The sequence below is a fragment of the Chitinophaga solisilvae genome (genome assembly GCF_009928525.1).
Taxonomy (GTDB): Bacteria; Bacteroidota; Bacteroidia; order Chitinophagales; family Chitinophagaceae; genus Chitinophaga; species Chitinophaga solisilvae.
In genome coordinates this window covers 75,554-99,375 of the sequence record NZ_JAABOK010000017.1, presented here as the reverse complement: position 1 = coordinate 99,375, position 23,822 = coordinate 75,554, and the positions used below count along the sequence as shown (strand labels likewise).

The window sequence follows — 23,822 nt, the reverse complement described above, 5'->3', positions numbered from 1 at the left end:
TCCGCATTCACCGGAACGGAGGATTTTTTTATTACTTTAATGATCTGCCGGCTCCGTAAATCCAGGTGCCTGCAATAGCGCTTAAAAGGGTGACTGCCACTACGGTGAAGCCGCTCCCGATCTGCGCGAACAGGGGGCCCGGACAGGCGCCTGTGATGGCCCAGCCGGTACCAAATATCAATCCGCCGTAAATCTGCCCCCTGCTGAATTGTTTAGGGGCAATAACTATCGGTTCTCCCGCTAATGTGCGGATGTTAAAACGTTTTATCAGCTGTACAGAGATAATGCCTGTAACTACTGCGGTACCAATCACTCCGTACATATGAAAGGAGGTGAACTGAAACATTTCCTGGATACGGAACCAGCTGATGACCTGTGTTTTTACCAGCAGGATGCCGAAGAAGATGCCGGCCAGCAGGTACTTGAAATTTTTCATGTATGCAACCATTTAAAGAGTAAGGGAAGAATAACATTGGCGCTGAATATACCGCCGGCCATAAAGCAGATGGTGGCTACCAGGGAGGGCCACTGCAGATTGGATAACCCCATAATGGAATGCCCGGAGGTACAGCCGCCGGCATAGCGGGTACCGAAGCCTACGAGGAATCCACCAATGATAAAGAAGACGAGCCCTTTCCAGTTGAACAGGTTATTCCAGGAAAATATCTCCGGAGGCAGCAGTGCGCCAAAATCACGGACGCCGTAAGTGGCAAGTCTTGCCTGCGTGGCGGCGGCTACCTGTATGTCTTTCGGATCATGCAGCAGCGTGGTGGCTATAAATGCGCCGATAAGAATACCTGCAACAAAGAAAAGATTCCAGGCTTCCTTCTTCCAGTCGTATTTAAAAAAAGAAAGACCTGCCGGAAAGCAGGCCGCACAAATATGCCGAAGGGAGGAAGAAATGCCGAATGTTTTGTTACCCAGTATCAGTAGCAGCGGAACGGTCAACCCGATCAGAAACCCTCCGGCAGACCAATGCCAGGGCTGTTGTAAAAAACGGAGCAGTTGCATATGAGGGAATATTTACCGGTGAAAACAGTTATTGTTCCAGAAGATCATTATACTCCGGATGGCGTTTCATATAGGCGTTTACGTAAGGGCACAGCGGTCTTACCTTCAGGTTGTTGGTTCTTGCATAGTCGAGTACATATTTAGCCATCTGTGAGGCAATGCCTTTGCCTTCCAGTTCCGGCGGCACTTCTGTATGGATATAGGCGATACCACCCGGAAACCTGGCGTAAACAATAAATGCCGTATGCCCGTCTACGGTAGTCTCAAATCTGTGCTGGGCCTGGTTTTGTTCAATAGTTAATTCCATATCTTTTTATTGATTGTCTTTGAACTGAATTTTTACATGGGTGCCGTCGCAATACGGTTTGTTGGAAGAGGCGCCGCAGCGGCAGAAGGCTGTCACTTTGTTTTTATGTGTTTCCCTGCCATGAGCATCCTTGACCACGATATTGCCATAAACCAGCAACGGCCCGTTGGGCAGCGGTTCTATTACGCTCGCAGCGCTGATTTCCGGGGCCACGCCTTCACCGGCGGCTACTTCGCTGTTCATGTAATAGGTGAGTGCGCCGGAGGGGCATTGTTTCACCTGTTCCATGATACGCGCGGTGGTACTGCCTTCGGCATTGATCCATGGCTTCGCGTGCGGATTGAATACCTCCGGCAGGCCATGAAAACACATCTCAGAATGTACGCACACATTGGGTTTCCAGACGATGGTCACCTCTCCGTTGCTGTATTTTTTTGTGATGTCATTCATACTCAGTCTTCTTTTGCGTTAATGATAACAGGGTTGGTAAGCACTTTATGAATAGGGCAGGAGTGGGATATTTCCATCAGCCTGGCCCGTTGTTCATCAGTAAGATTACCTATGAAGCGTATATCGTAATCGATCACAGTTGTTTTCGGATCGGGTTTGGCGGCGCTGTTAAACCGGAGGTCTATTTCCACGCCTTCCAGGGGCCATTTTTTCCTTTGCGCATACATGGTGAGTGTGATGGCGGTACAGGAACCGAGGCTGCTGAGCAGCAGTTCTCCCGGGTTGGGGCCTGTGTCGCCACCGGATATGTCTGTCGGTTCATCGGCCAGCCAGCGGTGATCGCGGGCAGATACAGATACCTGATAGGGGATACCTGTGATGCTTACTTTTACTTCTTCGTCCATGTGCGGGTTATTTAAAATTTTCTTTTATCCATGAAGCAGCGAGGTCTATGTCCTGCTGTGTTAAATTGTGTCCGGTGTTGATGTGATGGGCGCTCACCCGGAAGCCGCTGGCGCTGAGCAGGGTGGCATATGCTTCTGTGTCAGCAGCGTTCACGGTACCGTCCTGTGTACCGGAGCTCATAAATACCGGTTGCTGCCTGCTGGTATCGAAAGGATCTTCAATTCCCTGCAGGGGCTGCATAGGGCGGAATAATACCGCGCCTGCCAGCAGCTCCGGATATAGCATGAGTACAGCGCCGGCAATATTGGCGCCGTTGGAATAGCCGGCAGCTACGGTTTTGTTGCTGTCAAATCCTTTCTCTGCTGCCAGTTGTCTGATAAAATGTACCATTTCATGTGTTCTGAAATGTACGTCTTCTTCATCAAAGATACCCATTCCCAGCCGGCGGAAGAAGCGTGGCATACCATGTTCACTGACGTTGCCACGAAGGCTCAGTACATGAAAATCCTTTGCCAGCACCGGCGCCAGCGGCAACAGATCTTTTTCGTCGCCGCCGGTGCCATGTAGCAGCAATAACGTGTAGGCGTCATTGTTAGCTGCCGGCTGATAAATATATTGCATTGGTTTAAAATCCATTTCAACCCAGTTTTATCAATTTACTTTCAATCTCCTGGCGCTGCGGTTCAAACTGCGCAGGGAGTTTCAGGTGTGTGCCCAGTTCTGCCAGCGGTTCATCTACGGTGAATCCGGGACTATCGGTGGCCAGCTCAAACAATACGCCACCGGGTTCCCGGAAGTACACGGAGCGGAAATATTTTCTGTCCAGCTGCTCTGTGGCATGTAATCCCAGCTTTTCAATCTTTTCGCGATACAGCAGTTGCTCGGCTTCATCTTTCATGCGGAAGGCCACATGATGAACGCTGCCACCGGCTACATGCCCGCGTTGTTCGCCTTTGGCTTCCACCAGGTCCACATAGGATCCCGGCTCGCCTGACGGGCTGGCAAAGCGGTACCGGTTGGCGTGATTTTTCTGCAGCTGGTAGCCGAATACGGATACCAGCAGATCTGCCGTCGGCTGAATATCTTCGAGTGTCAGCGTTACATGGTGAAAGCCTCGTGTGGCGTTATCTGCGCTCACTTCTGCCGTTTCCCAGGGAATGCGGTCATCCGATTTTTCCGGTACGGTCAGTTCTACCTTCAGGCCATCCGGGTCCAGGAAGGTAAGATACACTTCGCCGAATTTGGAGGAAGGCTTGTTGTAGATCATATTGGCGGCATCGAGGCGCTTGAGCCAGAAGTCAATACTGCCTTCAGGAATGGAGTAGCCCACTTCCGTAGCCATATGCGTACCCCGGCGCCCTGCCATAATCTCTTCCCAGGGAAAGAAGGTCAGGATAGTTCCCGGCGTTCCTTTCTCATCTCCGTAATAAAAATGATAAGTGTGAGGATCATCGAAGTTGACGGTTTTTTTTACGAAACGGAGTCCCATTATCCTCGTATAAAAATCATAATTCTTCCTGGCATTACCGGAGATGGCGGTAATGTGGTGAATGCCTTTTACTGCTTGTTCCATATTCCGTTTTTTTAGTATTCCACTCCCGCCGTATTAGGCAGCGGGAGCGGGAATGATTATTGTTGTTTCAGCAATTGTACTTCACAGTTTATCTTTACTTCATCGCTCACCATCACACCACCGGCTTCTGTGGCTGCATTCCAGGTAAGTCCGAAATCCTTGCGGTTGATTTTTCCGTTCACGGTAAAACCAGCTTTCGTATTGCCCCACGGGTCTTTTACCACGCCGCCGAATTCCACGCTCAGCTTAACATTTTTGGTGATGCCACGGATGGTCAGGTCGCCGTAGAGTGTGTAGGATCCATCATTATCCACGCTTTCAGATTTGGTTACCTCGAAAGTGATGTTCCTGTACTGGTTCACATCAAAGAAATCCGGTGAGCGCAGATGCTGATCCCTGTCTGCATTGCCGGTGTTAATAGAGTCTACATCTACTGTAACTTTCACCGCTGCTTTCATGAAATCTTCCTCTTCGGTTGTTGCTTCCACCCGGAAGCTGTTGAATTTACCATTGACGTTGGTAATCATCAGGTGCCTGATTCTGAATCCGAGTTCGCTGTGGTCAGCGTCTGAAACCCAAGTGTGTTTTGCCATTGCAGGAGTGTTTTTATGATGAATAAATAAGGTAATCTGGTAATGCAAATATCCGTCACAGTGTGTCTGGCAGAAATGGATAAAATAAATTTAATGATGTACTATTTATGTGAAGTACTTAAAGGTACGGTATTTACCATGATGGTATTATTATCATATTACGATATTTTTTTTCCGGTATCAAAAACATTATGTATGAAATATTGTTTACTGGCAGGACCATCGCGCTGACAGTATCATAGACCGAAACGCTATTTTATGAGATACTTCCTGTTACTAACAATCATGCTGCCAACGTTGTTTGCGAGAGCACAGGAGAACGTGCAGACACTCACGCTGCAGGAATGTTACCGGCTGGCGAAGCAGCGTAATGCGCTGGTAAAGCAGGCCGAACGCTCCCTGCAGGCCCGCGAGCTTTCCCTGCAGGCGGAGAACCGTTCCTACTATCCGAAAGTAGATCTGCTGGCCGGCTATAATTACCTGGGCAAACCGCTGGAAATAAATCTGCAGCAGGTGAAAGATGGTGTGGTAAATGGTTCTGCGGCGCAAAGCGTGCATACTGCCAACACTGTTTTCCAGGAAATTACCGGGCAACCGCTGCCGCCGCGGGTGCAGCATGTAATTTCCAATGCTACCAAAGACCTCATCAACGCCTTTTATCCGGATTATAACCCCACTCTGGCGAAACAATCCTATCTGACTGCGGGCGTATTTGTGCGACAACCTATTTACCTGGGCGGTAAAATCAGCGCAGCGCAGGATCTGGCGAAATCGCTGGTTGTATCCGGACAGTTCAGTCAGCAGCTGGTGGAAAAGAACCTATACTTTCTTATCAGCGCCCAATACCTGCGTATCATGTACCTCAATACCATCATGGCGCATGAAACCGTGATAGTTGATGCGTTCCGCAGGAACCGCGACTATGCCGTGTCGCTGAAGAAAAATCAGTTATTGCCGCCATATCTGCTCAACTGGGCCAACGTATCCTATACACAGGCCACCAACCGTTATGCCAATCTGGAACTGGAAAAACAGAATGCTTTACTGGAGATGAATAACCTGCTGGGACGCCCGATAGATACCGCCATTACCATCAGCGATACCCTGCGCTATGCAGTAGCCTCGCTGCAGCCGGGAGAGCGTCACTTCTGGGAGCAGAACCCTGCTTACCGCCTTATTCAGAGTAAAACAGCCCAGGCGCAGGTAGCGGTGAAGGCTACACGCTCTTTGTCTCTGCCCAATATTTTTGCTATCGGTAATGTATCGCTCTACCAGCGGGACCTGCCTGTAACGGTGCCGCCCTGGCTGATCGGCGTGGAGCTGCAATGGAATCTGTTTGATGGCTTCCAGCGGTATAAGCGTACCAAAGCCAGTAAGGTGCTGGTGGAAGAAGCCCGGATGGCCGCGGAGAATACCCGTAACACCCTGGAGCTGCAACTGCGGGTAGCCGGCAATAAGGTTCAGGCGCTGCAACATGAGGTGGCATCGCTCGACAGTGCCCGGCAGCAGGCACATCTGACAACTACGCTTATCCATGACCGTATGCTGAACCAGCTGTCTTCCGTGAAAGATGTAAATGAAGCGCTGCTGCTGGAAGAAGAGATGCATAAGGTGTATTATACCGCGGTGCTGGGCTATTACCTGGCCCTGGCGGAATACTGGAATATCGTTGGCGCACCGGAACAATTCGCCACTTACGTTAACAACTAAACCGGTAAAATTCATGAGAGCCTTTTTAAAAAATTACTGGGCACTGCTGATCCCCATTGCTATCCTCATCATAGCACTGGTATTTTTTCTGAAGAAGCCTGCGGCAGCAGCCAATACACTACTGGGTATGGTGGATGCGGAATACGTGGATGTGGCAGCGGAATTTCCGGGGAGGCTGGACAGCCTGCTGGTAGGGCAGGGCGATACGGTGAAGAAAGGCCAGCTGCTGGGAGTACTGCGTTCTACCGAAATCAATGCCATCCGTAACCAGGCGCTCGCAGCCATTGATGCGGCAAAAAGCCAGCTGCAGCTGCTGGAGAAAGGGTCCCGTCCGGAAGCCATCAAGGCGGCAGACAACCTCTACAACATTACACAGGAACAATATGCGCTGATGCAGAAAACCTATAAACGTATGCAAAATCTTTTTGATGATGAGGTGATCTCCGGTCAGGAAAATGATCTCGTTTATTTTAAACTGCAGGCCGCCAAAAAAGAGATGGAAACGGCCAAACTGAATATGGACATGCTGAAGCAGGGAACGCGCCCGGAACTTATCAGCGCTGCCGCAGCCATCCTCCGTCAGGCAGAATCCGGCTATGAACTGACCCGCGCGCTGTCTGACAATACCTACATCCATGCGCCTGCAGATGGCATCATTTCCTCCATGGTCATTGAATCCGGTGAAATTGTTGCGATAGGCTACCCGCTGATGACGCTGCAAAAGCCCGCCAGCTATCACCTGCGCTTTAATATCCGGCAGGACGATATGAAAAAATTTGCCATGGGCACCCGGGTACAGATGCAGGTGCCGGGCTGCACACCGGAAAAATTTGAAGCGGAGGTATCTAAGATCGGCGCTTCGCTCACTTTTGCTGACTGGGTGCCGGTAAAGGAAAAGGGGAAATTTGAGCTGCGCACCTTTACTGTTGATTTCAAACCTGTTCATTTGTCCGCTCTGCAGGGCCTGCGCCCTGGTATGACGGCTTCCATGCAGATGCCATGATATTATCCATATTAAAGGTCACTATCAGAGAATGGAAACGCATCTTCAGGTTTCCGGTGTATTACCTGGCATTGCTGGTACTGCCACCGGTATTATGTGTTTTCTATGCAGGCATCTACAGCAGGCATTTTGTAAAGGATCTGCCGGTGGCTATCTGGGATGATGCACAATCGCCGCTGTCCCGGCAGTTTACCTTCATGCTGGAGCAAACAGAAACTATTCATATCACGCAGCAGATCAAATCAGAAGCAGCGCTGCAGGCTGGTTTGCGCCATGGCACCATTATGGCGGCCATTCATTTTCCGAAGCGGATGGATGAACATATCAAAAGCCGGCAACCGGTAACTATTACTGTTTATACCAATGTGTCCTTTCTGATTCCATCCAAACTGTTATATAAAGACGCCGCCCAGGTGCTGCTGACAGCCGCCGGAGGCGTGCAGCTGTCAAAATTCGTGAAAACAGGAATGCCGGCCGGAAAGGCCATGGCGCTGGTGATGCCGGTAAAGCTGCAGGCATTCACGTTGTATAACCCGCGGTACGACTATATGCAGTACCTGGTACCCGGACTGATTGTAGTGGTGATTCAGATGATGATGATCATGGTGTCTGCACTGGCTGTCAATTACGAATACCATACCGGTACCATGGATGATTTGTATGTAACAGCTCAGGGCTCCGCTTCCAACGCTATTGCCGGTAAAGCGCTGGCACTGCTGGGCATAGCCTGGCTCGATTATTTTATGGTGACGCTGGTAATATTTCCGCTTTTTGCCTCCGGTGCCTTGTATGTAGACGGACAGCTGTTTGTCATCTATACCTTGCTGGTGGTTGCCTGTATCAGCCTCGGGCTGATGGTATCCGCCATTCTGAGAGACTTGCTGCTGGCGGCAGACGTAGGGATCTTCTATACATCGCCGGCTTTTGTATTCAGCGGATTTACCTTTCCGCGCTGGGGGATGCCCTGGTACGATCAGTATTATGCCGCGCTGATGCCGCTCACTCCATTTGTAGACGCCTTTTTCAAAGCTTATTTTATGGATCTGCCATTGCGTTATATGTGGCCGGAGATGGCGCATATGCTGGTATTCCCGGTCATAGCCCTCCCGCTGGCCATTGTATTCCTGCAGCGATCCATGCATACTTTAAAACTGCAACATGCCTGATAACAGCAGACATACCGGTCATTTGTTCGTGCGGGAGCTGAAGCTGATTACCGGCAACCACAGCCTGTTGCTGACGTTGCTGATAGCGCCGCTGCTATATGTTTTTTTCTATGGTACCATTTACAGCTATAAGGTAGAAGAAAAAGTAGTGCTGGCAGTTGCGGATGAAGATAAAAGCGAGATGTCGCGGCAGCTGACAGAACAGCTGAATAACCTGCAGATTATTTCGGTGATGAGCGCCGGCAATCTGCAGGAGGCTCAGGAGCTGATGTATCACGGGAAAGCCATGGGGTATTTCCTGATTCCCAAAGGCACGCAAAGCAATGTGCTGGCATTGCGGCAGACAACCGTTGTACTGGCCGTGAATGGCGCCAGGTTCCTGCCTTCCAGCGAGCTGACGGGCGCTATCACGCAGATAGGGCTGGGGGTAGGCGCAGGAGTACGGCTTAAATACCAGGAGATGTCCGGTGGGCTGAACAGCACCATGGCCATGCAGGAGGCCATGCCGGTAAATGTAGACTTCCGGCCGTTGTATAACCCTCAATCCAGCTACGGCGGCTTTATTCTGCCCGTGCTGATTGTGCTGATACTGCAACAGACTTTGCTCATAGGGCTTTCAGAGAGTGTGGCGCTGGACCGCGAAAATGGTCATATTCCTTTACTGGTGAATGCCCGTGGCGGCTTCTCCGGGGCCTTGTACGGTAAAGGGCTGTTTTACCTGCTGCTCTTTGGCGCCTATGCTGCTTTTTTCATGAACGTAAATTACCGCCTGCTGGACCTGCCTTTCCGCGGCTATGCGCCGGATATGGCGGTATTGCTGCTGTTATTCCTGCTAGCCCTGATACCTATGGCTATCTGGGTAGGCACGCTGTTTAAAAACCAGTTGCTGGCAGCGCAACTCATGGCATTTTCCACCTATCCGTTTTTTATGATATGTGGTTATGCCTGGCCGCTGAAATCCATGCCGCTGGTATTCCAGTGGATTGCCGCCCTGATACCGCTTACGCCGTTTGTAAAAATCTATATTTCCATCGTGCAGGCCGGAGGTACGCTGGCAGACAACATGGGAGCGGTAATTCACCTGCTGATACTCTGGATTTTTTACGTTCTGCTGGCATTACTCGGATTGAGAAGATTGTATAAAAAGCAACAACCTGTATCTTTGTAAGGTGTATGCAATAGTAGATATAGAAACCACCGGTGGTCATGCCAGTGCGAACGGAATTACCGAAATCGCCATCTTCCTGTTTGATGGAAATGAAGTCACCCAACATTACCATACCCTGGTCAATCCGGGGACGCCCATCCCTTATTACATAGAATCGCTGACAGGCATCAGCAACAGTATGGTAGCGGATGCGCCGCCATTCAGCGCGGTTGCTCCCCTGATCTATGAACTGCTGCACAACAGGATCTTTGTTGCGCACAATGTCAATTTTGATTATTCCTTTATCAAGCACGGGCTGGCGGCGGCCGGGTATGACCTGCAATGCAAAAAGCTGTGTACCGTGCGGCTGGGGCGTAAAATATTTCCGGGATTGCCATCGTACAGCCTGGGTAATTTCTGCCGGCAGATGAATATACCGGTGAAGGACCGCCACCGCGCCACCGGCGATGCGGAGGCCACTGTGCGGTTGTTTTCCCTGCTGCTGCAGAACGATAAGGAAAAAATGATAGCCGCAGCGCTGAAGTCCGGCTCCAAGGAGCAGTTCCTGCCGCCTAACCTGGAACCGGCTGTAGTAAAGAAATTGCCGGATTCGCCGGGAGTATACTATTTCCATGATGTAAAGGGAAAAGTAGTGTATGTAGGCAAGGCCAAAGACCTGAAGAAGCGTGTTAACAGTCACTTTACAGGTCACAGTGCCGGTCGTCAGCGACAAAATTTCCTGCGTACCATCCATAACATCACCTACCAGGAAACCGCCACGGAACTGATGGCGTGCATCCTGGAATCGGTAGAGATAAAGCGGCTGTGGCCGGCTTTCAATACCTCCCAGAAACGGGTGGAGTTCCGATATGGGTTTTACCTGTTCGAAGACCAGGAAGGATACCTGCGCCTTGCCATCGAAAAGAGACGGAAGTTTTCCCATCCGGTTCACAGCTTCAACCTGCTGATAGACGGGCACCGGCTCATGCGCACGCTGATCCGGGAGTTTCATCTGTGCCCCCGTTTATGTTTCCTGCAAAAAGGAAACGGCACCTGTGCCGGTATTACAGCCGGTACCTGCTACGGCGCCTGTGAGAAAAATGAAAACCCCGGAAGCTATAATGAACGGGTGAAGACAGCCATCGCCTTCCTGCAGGAACAGCAGCCTTCGGTAACCATCCTGGACAAAGGCCGCCATGGCGGCGAGAAAAGCTGTATCCTGATGGAAAAGGGCCGCTTTTACGGGATGGGATATGTTCCCCTGCATATCGATACAGCGGATACTGAACAGCTGCGCCCGCACCTGACACAGTATCCGGAGAATGAAGTTATTATCAGCCTGTTGCGCCAGTACGCCGGAAATAGCCGCCAATTGTCATCTCCGGCATAATCATCTCCCGGAAAAAATATGTAAAGTGCACTTTTTCCGAAGGTTAGTGTTTTTAATTCGGTCATTCAGAGTTACTTTTGCACACTCGTCAATGTGCGTTTAATCTTTAATTTTTATATTCATGTTAGAGTCAAATTTCAAATTCCCGGGTCAGACCGCCTTCTACAAGGGAAAAGTACGCGATGTATATACCATTGAAGACAAGCTGATGGTGATGGCCGTAAGTAACCGTATCTCTGCATTTGATGTGGTGCTTCCCCGTCCGATTCCCTACAAGGGTCAGGTACTGAACCAGGTTGCAGCTATTATGCTGGATGCGACTAAAGACATTGTACCTAACTGGGTAAAGGCTACGCCTACACCTAACGTAACCATCGGTCTGAAATGCGAAACCTTCCCGGTTGAAATGGTAGTACGTGGTAACCTCACCGGCCATGCCTGGAGAACCTACAAAACCGGTCAGCGTGTACTGTGCGGTGTAACCATGCCGGAAGGCCTGAAAGAAAATGATTTCTTCCCGTCTCCGATCATTACCCCTACTACAAAAGCGCATGAAGGACATGACGAAGACATCTCCCGTGAAGAAATTATTGCCCAGGGGCTTGTCAGCAAAGAGGACTACGAACAGCTGGAGAAATATACCCTGGCATTGTTTGAGAGAGGTAAGGAAATGGCTGCCAAACGCGGTCTGATTCTGGTGGATACCAAATATGAATTCGGTAAAATCGGCGATACCATCTATGTTATCGACGAGATCCACACACCTGATTCTTCCCGTTACTTCTATGCAGAAGGCTATGAAGAAAACCAGAAAGCCGGCAAACAGCAGAAACAGCTGAGCAAGGAGTTTGTACGCGAATGGCTGATGGAAAACGGCTTCCAGGGTAAAGAAGGTCAGCAGGTTCCTGAAATGACCGACGAATTCATCAACAGCGTCAGCGAACGTTATATCGAGCTGTTCGAAAACATCACCGGCCAGTCATTCAAAAAAGATGATATGACACCGGCTGAAGAAGAGCAGAAAGTGCTGGAAGCGCTCGGACAGCTGAAGTAAAGAATTACAAATTACGAATTGCGAATTGCGAATGTGCGCGGAGAATTCAGCGATACCTGAAACGGGTTCGCTGAATTCTCCGCGCTTTTTATTTTATCTATCATCATCTCTGTATCACATTCGTAACCTGCAATTCGCTTTTGTTTCCGCTGCCATCTCCCCATTACATTCGTAATTCGTAATTCGCAATTCAGAATAATCTTTACTTTTGTACCGATGAAACACCTCGCGGCACTTAATACGTACTTTCTGAAATATAAATGGCGGCTTATCCTGGGATTACTGTTTACCGCTGTGTCTATTGTTTTCAGTGTTTTCCAGCCTATCATGGTGCGGCAGATCTTTGATCTGCTGTCGCATAACCTGGATGAATACAGGCTGCTGAGCGATACGGGGCTGAAAGGGGCCTTCCGGGCGGATTTCTCACGTATCCTGGCATTTTACGGCGTCAGTATTCTGCTCTTTGCATTGCTGAGTGGCTTCTTTCTGTTTCTGCAGCGGCAGACGCTGATTGTGATGAGCCGGCATATAGAATTTGATCTGAAAAATGCCATCTATCAGCATTACCAGAAGCTGGACCTGAACTTTTTCAAGATGCATCGTACGGGCGACCTGATGAGCAGGATTACAGAAGATGTATCACGTGTACGCATGTACGTAGGACCAGCCATCATGTATGCATCGCGCACGGTGTTCCTGATCGTCATCATAGTTTACCTGATGTTGCAGGTGAATCCGCTGCTTACGCTGTATACCTTATCACCACTGCCTTTCCTGGCACTGACTATCTATTACGTGAATACGATTATTCACCGGAAGAGTGAAAAGATTCAGTCAGAGTTATCCAATATTACCTCTATTGCCCAGGAATCCTATTCAGGTATCCGGGTGATTAAATCCTATGTGCAGGAAGAAGCCAGCACGGCTCATTTCCAGGAGGCGAGCGAAACCTATAAGCAAAGCTCCATCAGTCTGGCTAAAACCGATGCGCTGTTTCAGCCAGTGATGGCGCTGATGATCGGGCTGAGCGTTATCTTAACCATCTTCATCGGTGGGATGCAGGTAATTGCCGGTAATATCACGGTAGGTAACCTGGCAGAGTTCGTGATATATGTGAATATGCTCATGTTCCCGTTCCTGTCTATCGGTATGGTAGCATCTATGATACAGCGTGCGGCTGCCTCACAGCAACGTATAAACGAATTTCTGCAGATAACACCGGTCATCGCAGACGCGCCTTCCACTACAACAGCCTCGCTGGAAGGCGGTGTGCATCTGGATAATGTCACCTTCACCTATCCGCATACGGGCATTACTGCGCTGAAGGAGGTGAACCTGCGTATTGCACCCGGTCAGAAAGTGGCTGTGATCGGCAGAACAGGTTCCGGCAAGAGCACGCTGGCACAGCTGCTGATCCGTATGTACGATCCGCAGCAGGGCAGTGTGATGCTGGATGGGCACGATGTGCGTAACCTGCGCCTGGAGAGTCTGCGCTCACAAATCAGTTATGTGCCCCAGGATGTATTTCTGTTCTCCGACAGTATTGCCAACAACATCCGCTTCGGCGGCCCCGGCGCTGATATTCAGCTGGTGCAGCAGGCGGCGCGGCAGGCTTCTGTGGAGAAAGATATACTGGGCTTTAATGAAGGGTTTGAAACGGAAATAGGGGAGCGTGGCGTCACCCTCAGCGGTGGTCAGAAACAACGTATCTCCATTGCCAGGGCACTCCTTAAAAACCCCGACCTGCTTATATTTGACGACTGTCTCTCTGCCGTGGATGCACGCACCGAAAAAGAAATCATCGGTAACCTGTATGCCTATCTGAAAAATAAAACTGCTATCATCATCACCCATCGTATTTTCTCCCTGTTCGAATTCGATAAAATCATTGTGCTGGATGAAGGAAAGATCGTGGAAGAGGGTACGCATGATGAATTATTATCATTAAACGGATACTATTCCGAACTCTATGCGCGTCAGCAATCAAATGAGGATGATGGTGTAACTGAGTAACAATCATGATCTTGTATAGCCCCGGCCACAGCCGGTTACAGGTATCTTTTATGATTTTTCAAAATCATTTAAAAATATTTTGATATTTGTAAAACAATAGTATATTTGTTCCTTATTGTAACAGGATTTGATTCGTTAACACTTAAATCTATCAACTGTGGCGTACGAAAACAACAATCAACAGGAAAGAAACAATGATAGCATCTTTTCTAAACGATTGAAAGCGGGCAAAAGAAGAACGTACTTCTTTGATGTAAAGACCACTCGGGGAAACGACTATTTTCTTACTATTACTGAAAGTAAGAAGCGTTTTAATGACAACGGTTATGACAGGCACAAAGTATTCCTTTATAAGGAAGACTTCAACAAGTTCCTGAATGCATTGACCGAAACAATCAACTACGTGAAGACTGAGTTGATGCCCGATTTTGACTTTGATGCCTACAACCATGACTATGTGCAGGAAGATCAGGACGATGCAGAAACAGAAACATCCGCAGCTGATGTTACTGCCACTGTAGAAGCGCCTGTAGCGGCATCCGTTTCGCCGGCTTCACATAACTCAGACGAAGTAGACAAATGGTAAAAATTTACTCGAAATAATTATCACGCACCCCTGGATTTTTCCAGGGGTTTTTTTGTGCCCGACTTTGGTGGGCAATTACAAATTATAAATTACGAATTACGAATTACGAATGAAGAGCGAAGACATAAGCGGATAAAGAATTTACTTCTTCGCTTATGTCTTCGCTCTTCATTCGTAATTCGTAATTCGTAATTCGCAATTTAAGCGCAGCGCACTAAACCCTTTCTTCATTTTACTGTTATAGGTTTAAACATTGTTTGCATGCGAAAATGGCTTAGAGTAGTGCTTATTGCAGGAGGTAGCCTGCTGGGATTATTGATATTGCTGTTACTGGGGCTGGCCTGGTATATTAACGCCAACAAATCCAACTTTCTGAAGCAGATCACCGGACAGCTGAATGACCGTATCAGTGGTAACCTGACCATCGGGGATATGGAGCCTTCGCTGTTCCGTAGTTTCCCGAATGTATCACTGGCACTGAAGAAGGTAGTGCTGAAAGATAGCCTCTGGCAGCGGCACCGGCATGCCCTGGTAGATGTTGACTATATTTTCGTACGGGTGAACACGTTATCACTGTTACGCAGATACGTAGATGTAAAGGAAGTGTCGCTGCAGAATGGCAGCATCTATCTTTATACAGATACTACCGGATATACCAATACTACTGCATTGCAGGGAAACGGAGGCGGGAAGAAAAGCGGCAGCAAAGATGCGGACATCAAAATGCTGAACCTGGAACATATCACCTTCGAGCTGGAGAATGAACAGAAATTCAAACGGTTTACCCTGGAGATAAAACAGCTGAGTGGCAAAGTACAAGCCGCTGATTCCGGTATTCATGCTGATATCCGCTCGGAGATACTGGCGAAGAATTTTGCATTCAATACTACCAAAGGCAGCTACCTGAAGAATAAAACCCTCGGACTGAATCTTTCGCTGTTCTTCAAAAGGCAGACCAGACAGCTGGAAATACCACAGCAGGAAATGCGTATAGACGGCCAGCCGGTGATGATTACCGGCCGGTTTAATTTCTCCGAAAAGCCGCCGCCATTCTATCTTAAAATCAATGCCACCCAGGTACTCCTGAAAGATGCGGCCTCCTGGCTGTCACCCAGCATATCATCGAAACTGGGTAGCATCAACCTCAGCGCTCCGCTGGATGCAGAAGCCATACTGAACGGACATCTCAAATACAGGGATACCCCCAACGTACTCGTTACCTGGAAGACCACCAACAACGTGCTGATTACAACCATGGGTGAGTGGACGCATTGCAGCTTTACCGGAAGGTTCAACAATGAAATCATTCCGGGAGCCGGGCACAATGATGAAAACTCTGCGGTTAATATCTTCGGATTACAGGCTTCCCTGAACAGCGTACCACTCAAAGCAGATACCATCCGTGTGGTGAACCTGAAACATCCGCTGCTGCACGGACATTTCCAGTCGCAGTTCCCCCTGGCTAATCTCAACAGTGCCGCGGAAGATATTCCCATTCTGTTTAAAGAAGGTAACGCCAGGGCTGACCTGTATTACAGCGGCCCGGTACTGAAAGACGACAATACGCCTTCCTCCCTGCAGGGAATTGTGGAAGTGCAGCAGGGTGCATTTAATTATCTTCCCCGTGATCTTACCTTCCGCAACTGCAATGCCACCCTGCGTTTCCAGGGGCAGGACCTGCAGCTGGAGCGCGTCACTATCCAATCGCAGAAGAGCACATTGAAAATGGAAGGCACTATTAAAAATATGTTGAACTTCTACTTTTCAGCACCTGAAAAAATAGCGCTGAACTGGAAGATTACCAGCCCCCTGGTAGACCTGAATGAGTTCAGGAGTTTCCTGGTAGCGCGTAAGAAAGGGAAAAAACCAGTGAATAAAAAAGTACAGGGCGGAAAGGTGGCCCGCCAGCTGGATGCCGTGCTGGATGCGAGCAACGTACGTATGCAGGTACTGCTGGACAAAGTAATCTATGCGAATTTCACCGCCCAGCAGGTAGCAGCAGAACTCTCACTCACCAAAACAGATGTGCTGATTAATAAAATATCCCTGCAAAGTGCTGGCGGCAGCGCACAGGTGTCTGGTATAGTGCATCCCCAGGGTAATAACAATACCTTCAAAATAAACGCAGCTGTCACCAATATGCATATCGGCCAGCTGTTCTACGCCTTTGATAACTTTGGTATGGAATCGCTGACTTCCAAAAATCTCAAAGGCATTGTTTCAGCAAAGACCAATATCCGCGGTAATATCCTGGATAACGGTACGATGGCTAAGCATTCTCTTTTCGGCTCCATCAACTTCAGCCTGAAGAATGGCGCCCTGATTGACTTTGCGCCGCTGGCAGATATCGGTAATTTTGTTTTCCGCCGCCGCCGGCTGGACAGCATCACCTTTGAGAACCTGAGCAACACCTTCCAGGTGGAAGGCAACAAAATACTGATACCCCCTATGCGTATCGCCTCCAGCGCCGTTAACATAGACGTAAATGGCGTATACGGTATCAATGGCGGTACAGATATCAAACTGGACGTACCCCTCCGCAATCCCGCCAAAGACTCCGCCATCACCGACAAGGCAGAAAAAGAACGCCGCAGCCGCAAAGGCATCATCGTTCACCTCCGCGCTGTCAGCGAAAAAGACGGCAAAGTAAAAATCAAGCTCGGCAAAGGCAACTGAGAATATGTGGTTATTTTATTATTTGGTTATTTGAGATTTGATGTGCGGAGGAGATTTACGGATTTTGGAATTTTTTGATTTACGGATTTATTAAAATGCAGCGGAGATGCTTGCGAACAGCTCCATTATAATCTCCGCTGCATTTAAATAAATCCGTAAATCAAAAAATTCCAAAATCCGTAAATCTCCTCCGCACATCAAATCTCAAATAACTAAATAACTACATTATTAAATGCTCCCTGGATGTCGGCTTTGATGTCTTCTATGTGTTCGATGCCGAGGGAGATGCGGAGCAGGCCTGGTTCTACGCCGGCGGCTTTTTGTTCCTGCTCACTGAGTTGGGAGTGGGTGGTGGTGGCCGGGTGGATGATGAGGGTTTTGCTGTCGCCTACGTTGGCGAGGTGGTATATTAACTGTAATGACTGTACGAATTTATCGGCTGCTTCGCGGCCGCCTTTGATTTTGAAGCTGAGGACGCCGCCGAAACCATGCTGCAGATATTTCTTAGCCAGCTCATGGTACTTATTGCCGGGCAGGCCGGGATAGTTGACGTAGGCTACCTGTGGTTGCTGCTCCAGCCATTGGGCGAGGTGAAGGGCATTGTCTACCGTGCGCTGTACGCGCAGAGAGAGACTTTCGAGGCCCTGCAGGAAGAGAAAGGAGTTCTGCGGCGCAAGGGCGGGACCCCAGGAGCGGAGGCCGGCCACGCGCGCCCGGATAATGTAGGCGATGTTGCCAAAGGGGCTGTGGGCGCCGAATACTTCCCAGAACTTCATGCCGTGATAGGCTTCGTCCGGCTCGCTGAACTGCCTGAATTTACCATTGCCCCAGTTGTAATTGCCACCGTCTACAATAATGCCGCCGATAGCGGTGCCGTGTCCGCCAATCCATTTGGTGGCTGCTTCCACCACCACGTTGGCGCCATGTTCCAGGGGCCGGCTCAGGTATCCTGCTGCGCCGAAGGTATTGTCCACTACCAGCGGCAGGTCATGCCTGCGGGCAATAGCACTGATCTTTTCAAAGTCAGGAATGGCAAAGCCCGGGTTGCCGATAGTTTCTACATATATCGCTTTTGTATTTTCATCTATCAGCTGTTCAAAGCTCTCCGGCTCATCCAGGTTGGCGAAACGCGCTTCCACACCTATTCTCTTAAAACTCACCTTAAACTGGTTATAGGTGCCGCCATACAGGTAGGAAGAAGTAATAAAATTATCTCCCGGTAACAGGATGTTATGCAGGGCAATGAATTGCGCAGCCTGTCCGGATGCCACTGCCAGTGCGCCTACACCACCTTCCAGGGCAGCTATGCGCTTTTCAAATACATCCGTGGTAGGGTTCATGATACGGGTGTAGATATTACCGAACTGTTTCAGCTCAAACAGCTCGGCTGCATGTTCCGCACTGTCAAAAGTATAGGAAGTTGTCTGGTAAATAGGTACGGCAGCCGATTTGGTGGTGGGGTCAGGACTGTAACCGGCATGTACCTGCAACGTATCAAAATGCAAGGGCTTGGTAGACATAAAATGTAGTTTGAAGGTGGAAGAATATTAGTCTACAAATATAGTAGACTAATATGGATTTCAAAATATTTTCATTAATATCTTATCATGGGATACTTACAGATTAGCAGAAAATGTATAATTTGGAATAAATTTGATTTTGTAAGAAGAAGAGAATGAAAGAGGATTAACCTATGTTATTAACGATTACGACTACACGTTACCCCGCAACCGACCTTGGCTACCTGCTGCACAAACATCCCGCTAAAGTTCAGACGATACCTTTTGCTGCCGGAGATGCGCACATCTTTTACCCGGAGGCAACGGAGGAAAAGTGCACTGCCGCACTGCTGCTGGACATAGATCCGGTAAAGCTGGCAAGGAAAAGCGGTCCGGGAGGAAATGATTTTGCCCTGGAGGCATATGTGAATGACAGGCCCTATGTAGCCTCCTCATTTATGAGTGCGGCTATTGCCCAGGCATATTCCACCGCCATGAACGGGCGCTGTAAAGACAAACCGGAGGTAGTGGATGAAGCCCTGCCGCTGGAAATAAACCTGTCGTCTCTGCCGGTAAGCGGCGGAGAACAGCTGCTGCGGAACATCTTTGAACCGCTGGGATATGAAGTGAGTCTGCAGCCGGCCATACTGGATACACAATTTCCGGAGTGGGGCAGCAGCCGCTATTTTCAGGTGTCGCTTAAAAACACCATCCCGCTGAAGACATTGCTGTCGCAGCTCTATATTCTGATCCCCGTGTGCGATAACAATAAGCACTACTTTGTAGGCGATCATGAACTGGAAAAGCTGATGGAGAAAGGACAGGGCTGGCTGGACGGGCATCCTTTAAAAGAGCTTATCACGCGCCGTTACCTAAAACATATCGGAACACTGACGCAGCAGGCGCTGGATATACTGACCCGTGAAGAAGGAACGCCGGAAGAGGCGAAACCGGCCCAGGAAAAAGTAAGACTCCATGACGTACGGCTGCAGGCCGTGCGAGACATCCTGCTGGAACATGGTGTAACCGCCGTAGCTGATATGGGCTGCGGAGAAGGTAAATTATTACGGCTCCTGAAAGATAACAGTCAGTTCAAACGTATACTGGGCATGGATGTGAGCTTCCGCTCCCTGCAGATTGCCGCCGGTAAACTGAAATTGGAAAGGCAGCCGGAATCCCAGAAAGACCGAATCACACTTATACATGGATCTCTAACGTATAAGGATAAACGTTTATCGGGATATGAGGCAGCTACACTGGTGGAAGTGATTGAACACCTTGATCCTCCACGCCTGGCAGCCCTGGAGAAAGTAGTATTTGAATGTACCCGTCCGCCAATGGTGATTATCACCACAGTAAATGCGGAGTATAACATTAAATATGAAGCGCTCACCGCCGGTGCTTTCCGCCACTCAGATCACCGCTTTGAATGGACCCGCGCTGAATTTGAAGCATGGGCAGGCCGCATCGCTGCGCAATTCAGATACAGCGTAACTTTCAGACCGTTGGGCGACTACGATGAAACCGTTGGGGCTCCCAGCCAGCTGGCCTTATTTAAAACCAGTGCATCATGACCTTTGAAGAACTGCAACAACAACGGCATTACCTGTTACTGGAATGTGTCAGCGGCAGCAACGCGTATAACCTGCAGCTACCTTCATCAGACAGGGACCTGAAAGGTATCTTCATCATGCCCCAGGAAGAACTGTACGGTATGACACAGACCGCGCAGGTAGCCAACAGCACCAACGATGAAGTATACTTTGAAATAAAACGCTTTCTGGAGCTGCTGGAGAAAAACAATCCAAATATCCTGGAGCTGCTCAATACGACAGACGGGAACCGGTTGTATGCACACCCGCTGATGTCGATGATCCGTACCGAAGACTTTTTATCGCGCCTTTGCCTGGAGACCTTCGCCGGCTACGCCAAATCGCAGATCAAAAAAGCCAGGGGCCTGAACAAGAAAATAAATCAGTCGCACACCGCTGTCAGGAAGAGTATCATGGAATTCTGCCATGTCATCAGAGACAGCCAGAGTATTCCGCTGCAGCAATGGCTGACGGAAAACAATATACAGCAGGAAGATTGCGGGCTGGCTGCCATCAATCATTTCCGGGATGTGTACGCCCTGTTTCACCGCGGACAGTTTGCGCAGCCGGTGCAGTTCAAAGGGATTTTCTCCGGAGAAAAAGCCAATGATGTACAGCTGAGTGCTGTCCCTAAAGATGTACGCCCGGCGGCCATCATGAACTGTAACAAGGACGGCTATACGGTATACTGCAAGGATTTCGCCTCCTACTGGGAATGGATGGCATTGCGCAACGAAGCGCGGTACCAGCATAACCAGGAGCTGGGTGCTGATTACGACAGTAAGCACATGATGCATACCTTCCGCCTGTTAACAATGGCCGAAGAAATTGCCAGGTATCAGGAAGTACGCGTTTTCCGGCAGGACAGGGAATTCCTCCTGCGCATCCGTAACGGCGCATTTACCTACGACCAGCTGCTGGAAATGGCAGCAGAAAAATTAGATAACATGGAAGCACTGTATGCCGCATCTGACCTGCCGGACCATCCCGATCCGGAGAAGACGGCAGCGCTGCTGACAAGAATTAGAGCAACATTTTATGGCCAGAAGAAATAAATTATCACATATATCTATCCCGGAGTTGTCGCTGGTGATGCTGATAGGTCCATCCGGCTCCGGCAAATCTACTTTTGCGCGGAAATTTTTTAAATCAACGGAAATAGTTTCCTCTGATGCCTGCCGCGCAATCGTCAGCGATGATGAGAACAATCAGTCGGCCTCAAAAGATGCGTTTGAGCTGGCGCACTATATGACGGCCAAACGCCTGAAGAACGGGTTACTCACTGTAATAGATGCTACCAATGTGCAGCATGAAAGCCGCCGGGACTGGATACGGCTGGCAAGGGAATATCATGTATTACCGATCGCCATTGTGCTGAATATGCCGGAACAGGTTTGCACCACCAGAAATGCCGGCAGAACAGACCGGCAGCTGAAAAGCCACGTGGTGCCACAGCAGCTCAGTCAGCTGAAGCGGGGACTCCGCGGGCTGCGGGAAGAAGGCTTCCGCCAGGTATTTGAGTTGCGCTCCGAAGAAGACGTAGCGCAGCTGGAATCCATTATCCGCACACCGCTTTATAATAATAAGAAAGAGGAACATGGTCCCTTCGATATCATCGGAGATGTACACGGTTGCTATGATGAACTGTGTACCCTCCTGGAGAAACTGGGATACAGCATCGATAAGGAGCAGGGCCATCTTATCAGCGCACCGCAGACAACTAACGATGCCGGCTATACGAGAACGCGCAGGCCGGTGTTTGTCGGCGACCTGGTTGACCGCGGGCCGGCCTCTCCGCAGGTATTGCGCCTGGTGATGAACATGGTACAGAACGGACAGGCGCTCTGCGTGCCCGGTAACCACGACGCCAAACTGCTGCGCTGGCTCAATGGCAAGCAGGTACAACTGCGTCATGGTCTGGAAGCTACCGTTACCCAGCTGGCAACGGAAACACCGGAGTTCCTGGAGTCAGTGAAAACTTTCCTGGACGGGCTTATCAGCCATTATGTACTGGACGATGGCAAACTGGTGGTGGCACACGCGGGATTAAAGGAAAATATGCAGGGGCGCGGTTCCGGCGCTGTACGGGAATTTTGCCTGTATGGCGAAACTACCGGAGAAACCGATGAATTCGGTTTGCCGGTACGTTATAACTGGGCGCTTGAATATAAGGGCAAAGCAATGGTCGTATACGGTCATACCCCTGTGCCGGAAGCCCGGTGGCTGAACAATACCATCGACATCGATACCGGTTGCGTATTCGGTGCAAGCCTTACTGCGCTTCGTTACCCTGAACGGGAGCTGGTAGCAGTGCCCGCGTTGCAGCAGTATGCAGTGCCGGCAAGACCTATCGGTTACAATGAAAACAGTTCACTCGATGTAGCCCAGCAATACGACGGGCTGCTGGATATTGAAGACTTTACCGGGCGCAACATTTTATCTACCCGCTACAGTCATAATGTAACCATCCGGGAAGAAAACAGCATTGCTGCGCTGGAAGCAATGAGCCGTTTTGCTATCAATCCTAAATGGCTCATCTATCTGCCACCGACCATGTCGCCGGCGGAAACATCCCAGCGGGAAGGGCTGCTGGAATATCCTGAAGAAGGATTTAAGTATTTCCGGGAAGCAGGGGTCAGTAAAGTAATCTGTGAAGAAAAACATATGGGTTCCAGGGCAGTGGTCATCGTTTGTAAAGATGAAGCAGCAGCCCTGCGCAGGTTTGGTATTGAAGGCGAAGGTAACGGAGTTGTATATACGAGAACGGGCCGGTCGTTTTTTGCTGATAAGGCGCTGGAACAGGAATTCATTGGGCGCGTGAACGATGCCCTGCAGCAATCAGGATTCTATGAGCAGTTCAGAACAGACTGGGTATGTCTGGATGCAGAACTGATGCCATGGAGCGCCAAGGCTCAGGCATTGTTGCAGCAGCAATATGCCGCTGTAGGAGCTGCCGCGCTGCAGTCGCTCCCCGCTGTCACGGCCGCGCTGGAACAGGCTGTGCAAAACAATGTGCCTGCTCAGGCGTTATTGGAAAAGTATAACAGCCGGATGCAGCAGGTGACAGGTTATGTTGCCGCCTACAGACAGTATTGCTGGCCGGTAGACAAGCTGGAAGGGTACAGGCTGGCGCCGTTTCATATCATGGCTACCGAAGGAGCCACCTATTTTGATAAGGACCATGAATGGCATATGTCTGTCATCAGCGAAATCTGTAAGGCAGATGAAAAACTGCTGCAGGCTACCACTTCGCAGGTGGTAGACCTGAACGATGCAGCGGCGGTAGCATCCGCCGTCAGCTGGTGGGAAACCCTTACGGGTAAAGGGGGAGAAGGAATGGTGATAAAACCGTATACTTTTTTATCTTCCAATGATAAAGGACTTATCCAGCCGGCAGTAAAAATCCGCGGAAAAGAATACCTGCGTATCATTTACGGACCGGAGTACGATGCGCCGGAGAACCTGCAAAGGCTGCGTTCCCGTGCCCTGGCATCCAAACGTTCGCTGGCCATGCGCGAATTTTCACTGGGCCTGGAAGCACTGGAGCGTTTTGTAAATAAAGAACCACTGCAGTCAGTGCATCAATGTGTATTTGGAATTTTGGCGCTGGAAAGTGAACCGGTAGATCCGCGTTTATAACGTATTGT

21 protein-coding genes are annotated in these 23,822 nt (G+C 49.6%); 12 read left to right on the top strand and 9 right to left on the bottom strand.

Features of this window, described 5'->3' with window-relative positions:
• Positions 1–31: 31 nt before the first annotated feature.
• Genes GWG06_RS26090 through GWG06_RS26055 form a run of 8 tightly spaced genes read right to left on the bottom strand, consistent with a single transcriptional unit; the run spans position 32 to position 4,339 of the window.
• The gene (locus GWG06_RS26090; RefSeq protein WP_235938541.1) at positions 32–436 is read right to left on the bottom strand and encodes a DUF6691 family protein; all 405 of its coding nucleotides are present in this window, start codon (positions 434–436) and stop codon (positions 32–34) included.
• On the bottom strand, positions 433–1,011 hold the full coding sequence (locus GWG06_RS26085; protein ID WP_202183120.1) for a YeeE/YedE family protein: 579 nt from the start codon (positions 1,009–1,011) through the stop codon (positions 433–435). Before GWG06_RS26085 ends, GWG06_RS26090 begins: the two co-directional genes overlap by 4 nt.
• Positions 1,012–1,039: 28 nt before the next feature.
• A complete protein-coding gene (locus tag GWG06_RS26080; protein WP_127034469.1) occupies positions 1,040–1,318 on the bottom strand; it encodes a GNAT family N-acetyltransferase in 279 nt (92 codons plus the stop codon).
• Between the two features lie 6 nt (positions 1,319–1,324).
• Positions 1,325–1,768, bottom strand: coding sequence for a (4Fe-4S)-binding protein (locus GWG06_RS26075; RefSeq protein WP_160717207.1), 444 nt, complete (start codon positions 1,766–1,768; stop codon positions 1,325–1,327).
• 2 nt (positions 1,769–1,770) lie between these two features.
• A complete protein-coding gene (locus tag GWG06_RS26070) occupies positions 1,771–2,172 on the bottom strand; it encodes an OsmC family protein (protein ID WP_160717205.1) in 402 nt (133 codons plus the stop codon).
• A 7-nt stretch (positions 2,173–2,179) separates the two neighbouring features.
• Entirely contained in the window at positions 2,180–2,809 is a 630-nt protein-coding gene (locus tag GWG06_RS26065; protein ID WP_202183119.1) for an alpha/beta hydrolase, read from the bottom strand.
• Between the two features lies 1 nt (position 2,810).
• Positions 2,811–3,746: a ring-cleaving dioxygenase gene (locus GWG06_RS26060; RefSeq protein WP_160717203.1), complete on the bottom strand. Its 936-nt coding sequence runs from the start codon at positions 3,744–3,746 to the stop codon at positions 2,811–2,813.
• A gap of 56 nt (positions 3,747–3,802) precedes the next feature.
• Positions 3,803–4,339, bottom strand: coding sequence for a YceI family protein (locus tag GWG06_RS26055; RefSeq protein ID WP_127034477.1), 537 nt, complete (start codon positions 4,337–4,339; stop codon positions 3,803–3,805).
• 258 nt (positions 4,340–4,597) lie between these two features.
• Here GWG06_RS26055 and GWG06_RS26050 point away from each other — a divergent pair, with 258 nt between their 5' ends.
• The 9 genes from GWG06_RS26050 to GWG06_RS26010 all read left to right on the top strand — a co-directional run bounded on the left by GWG06_RS26050 (position 4,598) and on the right by GWG06_RS26010 (position 17,084).
• Positions 4,598–6,049: a TolC family protein gene (locus GWG06_RS26050; RefSeq protein ID WP_202183118.1), complete on the top strand. Its 1,452-nt coding sequence runs from the start codon at positions 4,598–4,600 to the stop codon at positions 6,047–6,049.
• Between the two features lie 13 nt (positions 6,050–6,062).
• Positions 6,063–7,052, top strand: coding sequence for an HlyD family secretion protein (locus GWG06_RS26045; protein WP_160717201.1), 990 nt, complete (start codon positions 6,063–6,065; stop codon positions 7,050–7,052).
• Positions 7,049–8,218 carry an ABC transporter permease gene (locus tag GWG06_RS26040; RefSeq protein ID WP_160717199.1) on the top strand — a complete coding sequence of 390 codons (1,170 nt, stop codon included), beginning with the start codon at positions 7,049–7,051 and terminating at the stop codon, positions 8,216–8,218. The genes GWG06_RS26045 and GWG06_RS26040 overlap by 4 nt, the downstream gene beginning before the upstream one ends.
• Positions 8,211–9,386, top strand: coding sequence for an ABC transporter permease (locus GWG06_RS26035; protein WP_160717197.1), 1,176 nt, complete (start codon positions 8,211–8,213; stop codon positions 9,384–9,386). Before GWG06_RS26040 ends, GWG06_RS26035 begins: the two co-directional genes overlap by 8 nt.
• A 1-nt stretch (position 9,387) precedes the next feature.
• Positions 9,388–10,755: an exonuclease domain-containing protein gene (locus GWG06_RS26030; RefSeq protein ID WP_160717195.1), complete on the top strand. Its 1,368-nt coding sequence runs from the start codon at positions 9,388–9,390 to the stop codon at positions 10,753–10,755.
• A 121-nt stretch (positions 10,756–10,876) separates the two neighbouring features.
• A complete protein-coding gene (locus GWG06_RS26025) occupies positions 10,877–11,809 on the top strand; it encodes a phosphoribosylaminoimidazolesuccinocarboxamide synthase (RefSeq protein WP_160717193.1) in 933 nt (310 codons plus the stop codon).
• Between the two features lie 216 nt (positions 11,810–12,025).
• Positions 12,026–13,822, top strand: coding sequence for an ABC transporter ATP-binding protein (locus GWG06_RS26020; RefSeq protein WP_160717191.1), 1,797 nt, complete (start codon positions 12,026–12,028; stop codon positions 13,820–13,822).
• Positions 13,823–13,979: 157 nt separating this feature from the next.
• Positions 13,980–14,408: a DUF3276 family protein gene (locus GWG06_RS26015; RefSeq protein WP_127034490.1), complete on the top strand. Its 429-nt coding sequence runs from the start codon at positions 13,980–13,982 to the stop codon at positions 14,406–14,408.
• Positions 14,409–14,669: 261 nt separating this feature from the next.
• A complete protein-coding gene (locus GWG06_RS26010; protein WP_160717189.1) occupies positions 14,670–17,084 on the top strand; it encodes an AsmA-like C-terminal region-containing protein in 2,415 nt (804 codons plus the stop codon).
• 212 nt (positions 17,085–17,296) lie between these two features.
• On the opposite strand, the gene GWG06_RS26005 is transcribed toward GWG06_RS26010, so the two are convergent.
• Positions 17,297–18,604, bottom strand: a complete 1,308-nt coding sequence (locus tag GWG06_RS26005) for an O-acetylhomoserine aminocarboxypropyltransferase/cysteine synthase family protein (protein WP_127034493.1) — start codon at positions 18,602–18,604, stop codon at positions 17,297–17,299.
• 173 nt (positions 18,605–18,777) lie between these two features.
• Here GWG06_RS26005 and GWG06_RS26000 point away from each other — a divergent pair, with 173 nt between their 5' ends.
• The 3 genes from GWG06_RS26000 to GWG06_RS25990 are packed head-to-tail and all read left to right on the top strand — an operon-like array spanning position 18,778 to position 23,814.
• Positions 18,778–20,157: a 3' terminal RNA ribose 2'-O-methyltransferase Hen1 gene (locus tag GWG06_RS26000; RefSeq protein WP_160717187.1), complete on the top strand. Its 1,380-nt coding sequence runs from the start codon at positions 18,778–18,780 to the stop codon at positions 20,155–20,157.
• Complete coding sequence (locus tag GWG06_RS25995) at positions 20,154–21,230, top strand: DNA polymerase beta superfamily protein (protein ID WP_160717185.1); 1,077 nt, start codon at positions 20,154–20,156, stop codon at positions 21,228–21,230. The genes GWG06_RS26000 and GWG06_RS25995 overlap by 4 nt, the downstream gene beginning before the upstream one ends.
• Positions 21,214–23,814, top strand: a complete 2,601-nt coding sequence (locus GWG06_RS25990; protein ID WP_160717183.1) for a polynucleotide kinase-phosphatase — start codon at positions 21,214–21,216, stop codon at positions 23,812–23,814. The genes GWG06_RS25995 and GWG06_RS25990 overlap by 17 nt, the downstream gene beginning before the upstream one ends.
• Positions 23,815–23,822 lie beyond the last annotated feature (8 nt).